Genomic DNA, 12464 nt, shown 5'->3' on the forward strand with positions numbered 1-12464 from the left:
GGGCGATCGGTCCGGATTTCTCTGACCGCCATCAACGAATGGGAGAAGGCGCATACCCGCCAGCGGCCGACACCGGAGACGGACGTGACGCCAGCGGCGAGAAAAAAGCCCGCCAGGTGAAGGACTTCCCGGAAGCGAGCGGGCGTTTTCTTCGTTCAGGAGAGACCGCCCGCGAAACAGGCCATAGTCGGCCACGACTGGACGGCCGCTTTGGAGACGCAGCAGCCGACACTGCAACGTTTGACGGCCATCCCGCTCCGCGCGCTGTACAATCGCGCTTCGAGTTCGGCGACGAACGATCGGGGCTCTAACGACGAAAAATGACGAAGAATACAGTGATGTCAGCCGACGACCTGTTCGCGGCGATGAAAAGCGATTTTGAAGGGAAGCGCCGCCGGAAGTTTGCCGCAGGGTTGCTCGTTGCCCTCATCGATTTCATGAAAGCACTGGATACTCCAAGTTTGAAATTGAAAGGGCTCGACGAGTTTTACGCCAAATTTCCTCGCCAAATTAAGACTGCTGCTGGCCTCGGTGCCAACACATTAATTGTAAGCAAGCCGGCAGGTGGCACCGTCAGCATCCGACCGTTTTACGGTGCAATCGAAAATTTCTTCCGCAATAAAGAGAAGCGCTATGACTTTCCAAGCGCGGCACCGCATGCGACGCAATCTTGGCCTGATTACGTTGATTGGATAGGTTCACTAGCAACGTTCGACCTTCCAACCTTGGATTCATTGCGAGACAAGGTCGTTAAGTATGTGTTGGAGAAGCTGCCGTCGCATGAAGTCGATAGCTCCGAAATCGCGAAAGATCCGCCTGTCTTTGAAATCTTTTTGCGAGACTTCAATTTCCGAGCCGTTGGTAGAGGTGAGCCTACCGGGTCTGGGTTCCAAGGGGCAGTGTTCGCCTACATCCGTGCGGATTCGCCACATTTGCAAGTTGAAGTGGATAAGACTCGAACGGGTTCGAAGCGAGTCCATCGCATAGGCGACATCGATGCGTGGGATGGCAGCCGCCTAGTCAAAACCTGTGAAGTGAAACACTTCAAAGTGATGACGGCGGACGCGATCGACTTTACGGCATTCGCGGGAGAGGCAGGCAAGCGGCGAGCCGGGGCCTACCTCGTCGCTGAAGACTTCGAAAGCGAGGAAACGCGAAGCGCCATCGAGGAACTCGGCGTAAAGACCATGACGCTTGAGGACCTGAAGCACCACGTCTCGGTGTGGGACCCACTGAAACAACAAATCGCGCTGCAGGCCTTCGAATACTTCATCACCCATCGGGAACAAAACTCATCACTAACGAGCCGCTTCCGGCAATTTTGCCTTGACAAGGGGTTTCGGTATGTCTGGAGTCGGCCCGTCGTCGACGACTACGGCAATCAGGTGAGCCTTTTGGTGCTCGATGAATCGTGGAAGGCCGACTAACGACTTGTTCACTGCAGAGCTCTGCCTGCCGCGACGAATTCCATGGAGAGCCGCGCAGCTGATCGATGGTTGTTGACGTCCAGACGTCAAAAAACTTAAAATCTGCCATCGCAATCACTATCCAAATTTTATGTCGCTGGCTCCAGGGGTAATCCGGGACTCAATCATCGAGTATCTCGCGATGGTCGGAAAGGATGCGTCAACAGAAGAGATCGTGGCCGCAGTAAAGCGCTCTGTCGGAGCGGCGCCGACATCATCCGTGCGATCTTATTTGAGTTTGAATACGCCGACGACGTTCGAGCGCGTTGGTAGAGGTCGTTACCGGCTAAGAAGCGCTTCGCTCCTCGACCACCACGCTACCCGTGAAACCAAAATATTGAAACTCGGACAGGCCACGCTACATCAGGGCGATTGCTTTGAATGGCTCGCAAGCCAGAAACCTTCTTCTGTTCATGCGGTCGTCACCGACCCCCCCTACGGCCTGGTTGAATACACCGCCAAGGAAACGGCAAAGCTGCGGGCAGGAAAAGGCGGAGTCTGGCGCATTCCGCCATCTTTTGACGGCCATCAGCGGGCACCATTGCCTCGCTTCACCGTTCTGACCGACACAGATCGGCAGGCGCTGCACGCGTTTTTCAAGCGCTTCGGCACTTTGATCGGTAGGGTCGCAGTGCCCGGCGCGAACGTCGTCATTGCCTCGAATCCGCTCCTGGCTCACATCGTGGCAGAAGCTATGGGCCTAGCTGGGTTGGAGTTACGTGGATATATCGCCCGCCAAGTAATGACGATGCGTGGTGGCGATCGTCCCAAGAATGCGCATGAAGAATTTGACGGCGTATCGGTTATGCCGCGTTCTCAGTGGGAGCCATGGGTAGTGCTTCGCAAGCCGCTTGAGGGCCGAGTGCAAGACAACCTTCGACGTTGGGGAACAGGTGGTTTCCGCCGCCCCTCGAAAGAGCGTCCCTTCGGTGATCTTATTAAGTCTCATCCGACGCCCGCGAGCGAAAAGAAAATTGCGCCACATCCTTCACTCAAACCCCAGGCATTCATGCGGCAGATTGTCCGCGCGGTCCTGCCCTTGGAAGAAGGGATCGTGTTAGATCCCTTCATGGGCGCCGGCTCGACCCTTGCTGCGGCCAATGCGGTCGGATATCAAAGTTGCGGTGTTGAACTGGACGAGGAATTTTTCGCTTTGGCTGCCAAGGCTGTGCCAAAGCTCGCGGCCATTCCCGTGAGGGATCTTGATGCCGAGTAGGGTTTAAGTCGCGTAACCAGGCCGCTTAGTCTGCGGTCTACGGCGCGACAAGAACGGACCTGACTGGCTACCTTCGAGAAGCGCGAATTACCGCTTCGGATCTGAGAGCAAGTCTGATAGACGGAGGCGCTCGTCCGACCGCAATGGGGTCGAACAGAGCCCTCCGCAGAGATCTGCGAAGGACCTCATTCTCTTATGCTGCTACCGGGTGATCAGCATCGGCCTGGCGCGGCACGTCGAGGAGCGCGACGGCTTCCGCTAGTTTCACATCGCGCGCCCGCATGTATCGCTGCGTCATGCGGCCATCTTTGTGTCCGAGCAACTTCTGCACGTGATACGGAGACGCGCCTTCGTTGATCATGCGCGTCGCTGTGTGATGACGTGTATCCATGAAACGGAAGTCGCGAATTTGCGCCTCGCGCTTGATCTTGTTCCAGTCGCGCACCTCGCGCAGACATTCGCCGATCTCGTTCGTGAAGATGAACTCGAACCTCGTCTGACGGCGCCACGCCTTTAGGATCGAAAGCGCTTCGACGTTCATCGGAATCACGCGCGTGCGCTTGACCTTCGATGTCCACGCCTCGATCCTGATGGTCTGCGCTTTCCAGTCAATCGCGGTCCAGCGGGCGCGCAGCAGTTCGGACCGGCGCATTCCGGTATTGAGCGCCAGCAGGATCGCGGGCTTGACGTGATCGACGAACGAGTGGAACTCGCCCGGTATCGTGGCGACCTTGCGGCTGTCGTGACGCGCCGCCGCTTCTTCACGGATGCGCGTCTCGCGCTCGTCGAGTACCACGCGCAGGCGCTGTTCTTCTTCGGCGGTCAGTTCGCGGCCGTGCTCGCTGTCTTCTTCGGGATCGATCTTGCAGCGCAGTTTCGCGCACGGATTGGCCGCGATGATTTCGTGCTCCACAGCGTACGAGAACAGGCCACCAATCGAGCCGAGTACGCGATTGATACCAGTCGCCTTGCACCCGTCCGCGAGGCGTTTCTCGATCCATTTTTTCATCGCGGGACGTGTGACTTCGTCGAGCCGTCTGTCCATGAGGTCGGGGAAATCGCGCCGGATATTTTTGATGTTCTGTTCGGGCGTCTCGCTTCGCGTGCTGCCGAGCCAAAAGGTCCGATAGTCGCCATCGAGGTAGTCGCCTACTGTCGGCATCCCGACGTTCTTCGCATCGGCGACGCGCCGCTCGTGCTTCGTGACGCGCACCGACGTGTCATCGACCTTGTGATCGGTGCGCGCGATGAACTTCGCCAGTGCTTTGCGGGCTTCTTCGACTGTCATCGACGCATCGCCAATCACGATCCGCTGCTGTCCGCCATCGGGTCGGGTCCAGCGGTACACAAACGAGAGCGAGCCCTTGACGCTCATGCGCACGCCAAAGCCGCGCTGCAGGTCATCGTAGATCTCGCGGACCTTCAAAGTGCCGCCCGCCGCGATCTTCGCCTTTCGCTCGGCTTCGAGTCGCCGGATCAGTTCGCGGTTGATACGTTCGTTCGCCATGATGTTTCGCCTTTTCAAAATTCGTTGGTCTCAGGATCGGTGACTAATCGGTGACTAGATCCGCCTGCGACTGCAGGCGACTAGCTGCGACTAACTGCGACTTAAGACCTTGATTTGATTGACGAAATGAAACTCTAGGCGATTAACTGCTACTATTCAACAGCCCCGCACAGGGGCAACGCCAGCAAACCGGAAGCAAAACGCGGATGCCAGCAAAAGAAAAAACCCGAATGGCGACTGCGTTGCAAACAGGTCCACGTGCACTTACGCACGCCAGTTAGCCTCATAAAACCTCACATACCCACTTCTCAACACGACACACTGCGCCCCCGTCTCCGACAGCAACCGCCGCGTAGCGGCTTCGATCCGCTCACGGTGCGTCGAAAACGCGCCCAGCATATCTTCGATGCGCGGTGAGGCCGCGCCAAAATGGTCTTCCAGCGCCTCGGCAGTGATCATGCATTCCACCCGTTCTCCATCGACCATAGCCGGAAACGCCAGAGTCAGCTCGCGCCCGGAATACTCCGGGACTTCTTTCGGGAAATTGATCTGCATGGGGAACACCTTGATGGAACGTCATCGCCGAGAACCGCGCCTGCCCCTGTTCACACCTCCGTTATGGATCGCAGCGCGGGCTGTCGACCGCAAACACACACCGTCATCGCACATGCCGTCGGTCGATCTCACCACTGTAGACGACTTCCGCCGCGCCGCAAGTTTTGTTTCGCCATACCTCAGCATACCGCCGCCATGCCCCAATATGCGGCACTGCAGCGAGAATTCGGGCCTAGAACTGCGTCGGCAGATGAGGATGATGCTCGTGTGGGCTTGCCTCGTCGGCGGGATGCTCGGGCGGCGTCCTGTCGGGCAGGTCGCGCGGCCAAAGCGTGAGCATCGTCACGCAGCCCGCAATGCCGATCGCAATCAGGATCACGCCCGTCCAGATCTCGCGATCCAGGTAATAGAGCGAACCATGGATCGACAATCCGATGCCCCCTAGCGCAATGAAGATCGCAAGCGTGGCGAGGACGACTCTCAACTCCATGCGCACCATGACGTTCTCCTCGAAATGGCGCTGACCGGGAACGCGACGAACGTGACCCGACTGACGGCACGCGGCGCGAACGCGTGCCTGTCTACGATCATTGCACTTCTGCGCCAGAAGGCAAGCGGAACACGCGCCGGGCGTGATCCTGTAAGATTGATCGGCATGAGTCGGCGCAGACCGGAGGTTTTTCCAACTGACGACGCTTTCAACGGGCATTCAGTACTGCATGGCGCAACGCCGCATGCACGGTCCCTGCGAGGCTGCATTCAGGCACAACATCGGAGACATGCAGTGACCCAACGTTCCGTCACGCCGTCCGTCATGGGCCGCGCCGACGCGCTCGCGCAGGCTCATGCGCGTTCGCGCGAATTCGGCTTGCGCGCATCGGAGGCGCCAGACTTTCATCCGTTGCAGCCGTTCGCCCTGCGCGATCTCGTCGAACTCAACCGCTCGTTGTATGCGCACGCGCTGCCCGTGATGGAAACGCTGCACGCGCAGATCGTCGATACGGAAAGCATGGTGCTGCTCACCGACAGCAACGGCGTGATTCTGCACAGTCTCGGCGACAGCGATTTCGTCGAGAAAGCGAGCCGCGTTGCACTCTGCGCAGGCGTGTCGTGGTCGGAGGCGCATCGCGGCACGAACGCCATCGGCACGGCGCTCGCCGAAGGCGAGCCGACCGTCGTGCACGGCGGCGAGCATTTTCTCGAGGCCAACCGCATCCTCACCTGCTCGTGCGCGCCGATCGCCGATCCGTATGGCCGCACGATCGGCGCGCTCGACGTGAGCGGCGACCCGCGAGGCTTCCACAAGCACACGCTGGCGCTGGTGCGCATGTCGGCACAGATCATCGAAAACCAGTTGTTCGCGAACCAGTTCGGCAATGCCGTGCGCGTGCGCTTTCATGCGCGCAGCGAGTTCATCGGCACGCTGTTCGAAGGGCTCGCCGCATTCGGCGCCAACGGCACGCTGCTCGCGGCCAACCGCAGCGCGCTGTTCCAGTTCGGCCGGCCGCTCGACGCACTGCTAGCACAGCCGTTCGAGGCGCTGTTCGGCACGGCGTTTCCGGCTGCGCTGCAGCAGGCATCGCGCGCACCGGGCGAATGCCTGACGCTGATGCTGCCAAGCGGCGTGCGCGTGCTGGCGCGTGCTGAATACGCGGCGCGCCCCGCGTTTTCCGCCGACGCACGCCCGCAGCACACAGCGGCGCCTGTGCCGCCGGCACCCGCGTCGTGCAAGCCGCGCGCCGCCGCCATCACCTTCGCGACGCTCGATACGGGCGACGCGCGCATGGCCGCCGTACTCGGCCGCGTCGAGAAAGTGCGTGGCCGCGATATTCCGCTGCTCGTACTCGGCAAGACGGGCACCGGCAAGGAATGGCTCGCGCGCGCGATGCACGAGGAATCGCCGCGACGCGATGCGCCGTTCGTCGCCGTCAATTGCGCGTCGTTGCCGGACACGCTCATCGAGGCGGAACTGTTCGGCTATGAAGACGGCGCGTTCACGGGCGCGCGCAAGCGCGGCAACGTCGGCAAGATCGTGCAGGCCGACGGCGGCACACTGTTCCTCGATGAAATCGGCGACATGCCGCTCGCGCAGCAGGTGCGTCTGATGCGCGTGCTGCAGGAGCGCTCCGTGGTGCCGCTCGGCGGCACGCGCGCGGTGCCCGTCGATGTCCGCGTCGTCTGCGCGACGCACCGCAACCTGCGCGCGATGATCGAAGCGGGCACCTTCCGCGAAGACCTCTACTACCGGATCAACGGGCTCGTCGTCACCCTCCCCGCGCTGGCCGAGCGCACCGATCTGCCCGTGCTCGTCGAACGGATTCTCGGGCGGCTGCGCTTGGTCGAGCCCGACAGCGACAGAATGCCAGCGCGCGTGTCTTTGGAGGTGCTCGACTGCTTCGCGCGCTGCCGCTGGCCCGGCAATCTGCGGCAACTGGCGAATGTGCTGCGCACGGCGGGCATCATGGCCGAAGGCGCCGCGGAAATCGGACTGGACCATCTGCCCGACGATTTCCTGCACGACTGCGAGCCGCCACGCGACACGCCGCTGCATGCGCTGCCCGCCACCGATCCTCCTCTTGCAGCGCGCCCGGCCAACATGGAAGAACTGCAGGCGACGTTGATCGAGCAGACGCTCGCGCGCAACAATGGCAATATTTCGGCGGCCGCGCGCGAACTGGGTCTCGCCCGGAACACGGTCTACCGCTACATGAGGATGCGCACCACGCACTGAACCGCCGCGCTGCGTTAAGCTTGCGTCCCGTCCCGTGTATCCGTTGTGTTGGCGCGATGTCCCGCGAAGAACAGTCCCGCAGCGAATCGCTGCAACCACCAAATGAAACTCCGCATGAGCAAGAAGAGCGGACCTACGCAGTACGCGTCGAGCCGCTCGGCCGCACGTTCGAGGCGCCCGGATCGCTCACGGTGCTCGAAGCGGCCGGGTTCGCGAATCTGCATCTGCCGCGCATGTGCCGCAACGGCACGTGCCGCACGTGCCTGTGCCGTCTCGAGTCGGGCAGCGTGCGCTATACGGTCGAATGGCCCGGCGTGAGCGCCGACGAAAAGGCGCAGGGCTATATCCTGCCCTGCGTGGCCGTCGCACAAAGCGATCTCGTGATCGACGTGCCCGACGCCGCCGAGGTCCCGTCCGCGCCGACGCCGCCCGTCAGGCGCTTCTAGCGTCTAGTTGATGGGCGCGAAGCGCTGCACGGTCTGGCCTTCGTGCTCGATCATCTCGAAGAATACCGACGACGGCCGCGTCCAGATCGTGCCGTTGTCGGCGCGGTAGACGATCATCGTGATGCTCGGATCCGACTCGAGCGTCGCCTCGCAGATGAACTCGTAAATACCGCCTTTGTAGTGTCGATAACGTACGGTCACAGTGATTCCTCGCAGGTGCCTGAACGGACGAAGCAGCGTGGGCCGCGCTGGCGCACGTCGCCGCATGCGTCAGTTCGCACCCTCTTTCATCTGCTTCAGATGCTTATAAACGGTTGCACGGCCCATGCCAAGCACGTTCGCGACATAGTTAGCCGAACTCTTGCCGCGAAACGCGCCCTCCGCATAGAGCGCTTCGACCAGTTCCCGCCGATGTTCGCGCGTGAGCCCGTTCAGGCCGATCTGCCGCTCGCGCAGCCAGCCGTGCAGGAACGTGTTGATGCGTTCCTGCCAGTCGTCGCGGAACAGCTCGTCCGGCTGCGCGACCACGCCCGCGCCCTTGATGAACAGATCGAGCGTCGAGCGCACGTCCTCGAACACCGCGATGTTGAAGTTGATGCACAGCATGCCCGCCGCCTGACCGTTGTCGTCGAACAGCACGTTGCTCACGCAGCGCATCCGGCGGCCGTCCCAGTTGAGCTTTTCGTACGGACCGATCACGCGCTCGCGCGCCGAATGCTCGGTTTCTTCGAGCGCGGAGTCGTCGCCGATCTCGCGCTTCGACAGATTGTTCGCGAGATACAGCACCGTCTGGTCGTGCAGGTCGTGGATCACGACTTCCGCGTACGGGAAAAACAGCGCGGCGATGCCGTCCGCGATGGGTGCGTAGCGGGTCAGCAGCAGATCCTTGACGGGAGAGGGCTTTTTCTTGCGCATCGGCGGAGAGTGACGGGCTTCGCGGTGTCTACGTGATGCCCTGCGCGCCCGTCCTACCCGGCGCACAGCGGCGGCTGATCGACATTGTAGCTATTGCGCCTCGTCTCTACGATTGCTCAGGTGGCGATACAGCTCGCTCGCAATCGCGACGTCTTCGAGACCGAGACCGATCGAACGGAAGAACGCGTGCCGCCCGTACGCGGGCTTTGCGCACGTGCCCGCCAGCAGCGACGGGAGATCGCCCTGCACATCTTCCGGCGACCAGCCTTGCTGCGCGGCGAGCTTCATTTCACCGGCGCTCGCTGGCGTCGTCGCTCGATAGTCGCAGTACACGTCCATTTCCGGCAGCCACGCCGGATCGATTTCGTGCGCGTTGGCGGCATTCGTGCTGATCGACGTAACGAGCGCGGGCTTCGTCAACGCGTCGCGCGGCAGCACGGGCGTGCCCGACGACGTGCACAACATCACGACGTCCGCGTCCTTCACACACGCAGCGAGACTTGCGCTGGCCTCGGCGCGCGGTTCGGCGGCCTGTACGGCCGCGCGCTTCTCATGGTTGGAGGCGAGATCGGGCGAATACACGCGGATCGACTCCCATGCACGCAGCGGCGCGACGTGCCGCAAATGCGCCAGTCCGACAGCGCCCGCGCCAACCACGGCCAGCCGCGCCGCATCGGCGCGCGCGAGCTGATCGACAGCAAGCGCCGTGGTGCCCGCCGTGCGTTCGGTGGTGAGCAGGCCAGCGTCGCACCACATCAGCGGTTGCCCCGTTTCCATCGACATCAGCGCCGTCCACGCGGTGATGATCGGACGGCCGCCCGTCACGATGTACGGCGACAGCTTCGCGCCGAACACCTTCGCATCGGCAAGCGCGCCAAGATAGGTGATGAAATCGCCGGCGCCGTTCGGCAACAGCGTCAGCGTCTGCGGCGGCTGCACGGCCTCGGAGGACGCCAACGCGCGAAACATCGCTGTCAGTGCGCGGCGCACGTCGAGGGCGGGCAGCGTTTCGCGGACGGCCTGTTCGTCGACGGCGAGTGGCAAGGCGGTTTTCATCGGATTCGTCTCCAGAGGCGGCGCATCGCGCGGCCATTGCTATTCCGGTTCAATCGAAACATCGGTCGATGGATCGATCGCACCGTAGACACATAGTCTACTTGAGACTTTATGGATTTGGACAGAAAAGTCTCGCTTTGGACGCGGCTCAGCGAAATCAAGCGTCCCGCCAGAGCGGGCTCACGCGGCTCTCGCGCTCACCACACAAGGCAGAGGAAGCATCGGAGGGCATTTTTGATCACTGGACTATCGTATTCCCTATAGTCCACACTGGACTTTCCGTCTATATTTCACCTGCGCCGCCGCACACTGCGGGTGGCCCGATCATCAACGACAGGAAACGTCATGAACCTGAAGCTCTCCTTCGCTGCCGCCGTCCTCGCGATGACGGCGGGCGCCGCTTGCGCGCAATCGTCCGACACACTGCGCTTCGGTATCGAAGCCGCCTACCCTCCGTTCGAAAGCAAGAGCGCGTCGGGCCAGCTCGAAGGCTTCGATGTCGACGTCGGCAACGCCGTCTGCGCGAAGCTGAAAATGAAGTGCGTGTGGGTCGAGAATGCGTTCGACGGCCTGATCCCCGCGCTGCAGGCGCGCAAGTTCGACGTCATCAATTCGGCGATGAACATCACATCAAAGCGCAAGGAAAGCATCGCGTTCACGCCGCCTATCTATATCGTGCCCATCGTGATGATCGCAAAGCACGGTTCAGGCCTGAAGCCGGACGTGAAGAACCTGCAAGGCAAGCACGTCGGCGTGTTGCAAGGCTCGTCGCAGGAAGACTTCCTCAAGGCACACTGGGCGAATGCGGGCGTGCAGGTCGTGTCGTATCAGGACCAGGATCAGGTCTACGCGGATCTCGTCGCGGGACGGCTCGACGCCGCGGTGCAGGAAGCGCAGACGGCCAGCGACGGCTTCCTGAACAAGCCGGCGGGCGCCGGCTTCGAGATCGTCGGCGAGCCGCTGAAAGATCCGTCGACGCTCGGCGAAGGGACGGGCTTCGGTCTGCGCAAGGGGGACAAGGCGTTGCAGGCGAAGGTCGATGGCGCGCTTGCCGAACTCAAGAAAGACGGCACGCTGACGTCGCTCTCGCAGAAATACTTCAAGCGCGACATTATCGCGAAGTGATAGGCTGCCAGGCGGGCGCTGGCTTCTCCCCTATGGGCGAGCGCGTGGCGACACGCGCTCGTTGCGCTTCTGGCTGCTTTCTGGCTGCTTTCTGGCCGCCTCGCGAGCCATCTCAAGGACAACCTGACCGTTATGGATTTCGACGTCATCGTGCTGGGCGCAGGCATCGTCGGCGTATCGTCGGCGCTGCATCTGCAAGACCGCGGGCAACGCGTCGCGCTCGTCGACCGGCGCGCACCGGGCGAGGAAACGAGCTTCGGCAATGCGGGGCTGATCGAGCGTTCGTCGATCGTGCCGTACGGATTTCCGCGCAAGCTCGGCACGCTGCTGCGCTACGCGCGCAACCAGTCGACCGATCTGTACTGGGACTACAAGGCGCTGCCCGCGTACGCGACGTGGCTCGCGCGCTTCTGGTGGGAATCGTCGCCTCAGCGCCTCGCGGCGGCCGCGCGCGACATGATGCCGTTGATCGCCGCCTGCGTCGACGAGCACGACCGGCTCATCACGCGCGCAGGTCTCGACGCCCTCGTGCATGACGGCGGCTGGATCGAGGCGTTCCGCACGCGCGCGGCGTTCGAGCACGAAGCGAAGGCATCCGAAGACGCGGTGCGCGAACATGGCCTGCACGTGAGCGTGCTCGATACGGCCTCGCTGCGCGCGCGGGAGCCGAGCGTGGGCGACGGCATCTGCGGCGCGATTCACTGGAAGGATCCGAAAAGCGTGAAGAATCCGGGCGCGCTCGTCAAAGGCTACGCGCGTCTGTTCGAGGCGGAAGGCGGCACCTTCGTGACCGGCGAGGCGACGAGCCTGCGTCCGTCGGGCGATGCGTGGACGGTCCAGACGCAGCACGGCACGCTCAGTGCGAAACAGGTCGTGCTCGCGCTCGGGCCGTGGTCCGATACCGTGTTCGGGCCGCTCGGCTACAAGATTCCGCTGCGCGCGAAGCGCGGCTATCACATGCACTATCGACCCGCGCGGCACATGCTCTCCGTACCCATCGTCGATACCGAACGCGGCTATGTGGTCGCGCCGATGGATGGCAACCGGCTGCGCGTGACGACGGGTGTGGAGATCGCCGAGCGCGGCGCGCCGCCCACGGGCATTCAGCTCGAACGCGTCGAGCCGCTCGCGCGCGCGACGTTCGGGCTGGGCGAGCGCATCGACGAAAGGCCGTGGCTCGGCATGCGGCCCTGCACGCCGGACATGCGGCCCGTGATCGGCCCGGCGCCGCGTCATCGCGGGTTGTGGTTCGCGTTTGGGCACAACCATCATGGGCTCACCCTCGGGCCGGTGACCGGGCGGCTGCTGGCGGAGATGATGACGGGGCAAACGCCATTTACGGATCCGCGGGCGTATCGGGTGGAGCGGTTTGGCTGACGATGTGCCGGGGCGGCATGGCCCCGCTTAATCCGTCTCCCATTCCACCTTGAATGCCGCCGTCAACTCA

The 12464-nt window shown here is 62.4% G+C and carries 12 protein-coding genes; 6 read left to right on the plus strand and 6 right to left on the minus strand.

What is annotated here, in order from left to right:
• Positions 1-320: 320 nt before the first annotated feature.
• Positions 321-1427: a hypothetical protein gene (locus BPHY_RS17350; protein ID WP_012402749.1), complete on the plus strand. Its 1107-nt coding sequence runs from the start codon at positions 321-323 to the stop codon at positions 1425-1427.
• A gap of 181 nt (positions 1428-1608) precedes the next feature.
• On the plus strand, positions 1609-2682 hold the full coding sequence (locus BPHY_RS17355; RefSeq protein ID WP_244257650.1) for a DNA-methyltransferase: 1074 nt from the start codon (positions 1609-1611) through the stop codon (positions 2680-2682).
• A gap of 193 nt (positions 2683-2875) precedes the next feature.
• Here the strand turns inward: BPHY_RS17355 and BPHY_RS17360 are convergent, their stop codons facing one another.
• From BPHY_RS17360 to BPHY_RS17370, 3 genes are all read right to left on the minus strand, one after another.
• A complete protein-coding gene (locus BPHY_RS17360; protein WP_012402751.1) occupies positions 2876-4189 on the minus strand; it encodes a tyrosine-type recombinase/integrase in 1314 nt (437 codons plus the stop codon).
• Between the two features lie 264 nt (positions 4190-4453).
• Entirely contained in the window at positions 4454-4744 is a 291-nt protein-coding gene (locus BPHY_RS17365) for a DUF1488 family protein (RefSeq protein WP_012402752.1), read from the minus strand.
• A gap of 232 nt (positions 4745-4976) precedes the next feature.
• Positions 4977-5243 carry a DUF2964 domain-containing protein gene (locus tag BPHY_RS17370; protein ID WP_012402753.1) on the minus strand — a complete coding sequence of 89 codons (267 nt, stop codon included), beginning with the start codon at positions 5241-5243 and terminating at the stop codon, positions 4977-4979.
• A gap of 285 nt (positions 5244-5528) precedes the next feature.
• On the opposite strand from BPHY_RS17370, the gene BPHY_RS17375 reads away from it, so the two are divergent.
• Together BPHY_RS17375 and BPHY_RS17380 are read left to right on the plus strand one after the other, a co-directional pair.
• Entirely contained in the window at positions 5529-7475 is a 1947-nt protein-coding gene (locus BPHY_RS17375; RefSeq protein WP_012402754.1) for a sigma-54-dependent Fis family transcriptional regulator, read from the plus strand.
• Between the two features lie 56 nt (positions 7476-7531).
• Positions 7532-7921, plus strand: coding sequence for a 2Fe-2S iron-sulfur cluster-binding protein (locus BPHY_RS17380; protein ID WP_012402755.1), 390 nt, complete (start codon positions 7532-7534; stop codon positions 7919-7921).
• A gap of 3 nt (positions 7922-7924) precedes the next feature.
• On the opposite strand, the gene BPHY_RS17385 is transcribed toward BPHY_RS17380, so the two are convergent.
• From BPHY_RS17385 to BPHY_RS17395, 3 genes are all read right to left on the minus strand, one after another.
• Positions 7925-8122 (minus strand): DUF1653 domain-containing protein, encoded by a 198-nt coding sequence (locus BPHY_RS17385; protein WP_012402756.1) that lies wholly within the window; start codon positions 8120-8122, stop codon positions 7925-7927.
• 69 nt (positions 8123-8191) lie between these two features.
• Entirely contained in the window at positions 8192-8836 is a 645-nt protein-coding gene (locus tag BPHY_RS17390; RefSeq protein WP_012402757.1) for a helix-turn-helix transcriptional regulator, read from the minus strand.
• Positions 8837-8926: 90 nt separating this feature from the next.
• Positions 8927-9892, minus strand: a complete 966-nt coding sequence (locus tag BPHY_RS17395) for an ornithine cyclodeaminase family protein (protein WP_012402758.1) — start codon at positions 9890-9892, stop codon at positions 8927-8929.
• A gap of 345 nt (positions 9893-10237) precedes the next feature.
• Between BPHY_RS17395 and BPHY_RS17400 the strand changes: the two genes are divergently transcribed.
• Positions 10238-11017, plus strand: a complete 780-nt coding sequence (locus tag BPHY_RS17400; RefSeq protein WP_012402759.1) for an ABC transporter substrate-binding protein — start codon at positions 10238-10240, stop codon at positions 11015-11017.
• 132 nt (positions 11018-11149) lie between these two features.
• Positions 11150-12394 carry an NAD(P)/FAD-dependent oxidoreductase gene (locus tag BPHY_RS17405; RefSeq protein ID WP_012402760.1) on the plus strand — a complete coding sequence of 415 codons (1245 nt, stop codon included), beginning with the start codon at positions 11150-11152 and terminating at the stop codon, positions 12392-12394.
• The last annotated feature ends 70 nt before the right edge of the window (positions 12395-12464 follow it).

This window comes from Paraburkholderia phymatum STM815 (assembly GCF_000020045.1).
Classification (GTDB): Bacteria; Pseudomonadota; Gammaproteobacteria; order Burkholderiales; family Burkholderiaceae; genus Paraburkholderia; species Paraburkholderia phymatum.

Excerpts from the sequence above, each read along its gene's own strand:
- BPHY_RS17405 (WP_012402760.1), top strand. The coding sequence starts at position 11,150 with ATGGATTTCGACGTCATCGTGCTGGGCGCAGGCATCGTCGGCGTATCG.
- BPHY_RS17355 (WP_244257650.1), top strand. The coding sequence starts at position 1,609 with ATGGTCGGAAAGGATGCGTCAACAGAAGAGATCGTGGCCGCAGTAAAG.
- BPHY_RS17360 (WP_012402751.1), bottom strand. The coding sequence starts at position 4,189 with ATGGCGAACGAACGTATCAACCGCGAACTGATCCGGCGACTCGAAGCC.
- BPHY_RS17395 (WP_012402758.1), bottom strand. The coding sequence starts at position 9,892 with ATGAAAACCGCCTTGCCACTCGCCGTCGACGAACAGGCCGTCCGCGAA.
- BPHY_RS17380 (WP_012402755.1), top strand. The coding sequence starts at position 7,532 with ATGTCCCGCGAAGAACAGTCCCGCAGCGAATCGCTGCAACCACCAAAT.
- BPHY_RS17370 (WP_012402753.1), bottom strand. The coding sequence starts at position 5,243 with ATGGTGCGCATGGAGTTGAGAGTCGTCCTCGCCACGCTTGCGATCTTC.
- BPHY_RS17400 (WP_012402759.1), top strand. The coding sequence starts at position 10,238 with ATGAACCTGAAGCTCTCCTTCGCTGCCGCCGTCCTCGCGATGACGGCG.
- BPHY_RS17350 (WP_012402749.1), top strand. The coding sequence starts at position 321 with ATGACGAAGAATACAGTGATGTCAGCCGACGACCTGTTCGCGGCGATG.
- BPHY_RS17390 (WP_012402757.1), bottom strand. The coding sequence starts at position 8,836 with ATGCGCAAGAAAAAGCCCTCTCCCGTCAAGGATCTGCTGCTGACCCGC.
- BPHY_RS17365 (WP_012402752.1), bottom strand. The coding sequence starts at position 4,744 with ATGCAGATCAATTTCCCGAAAGAAGTCCCGGAGTATTCCGGGCGCGAG.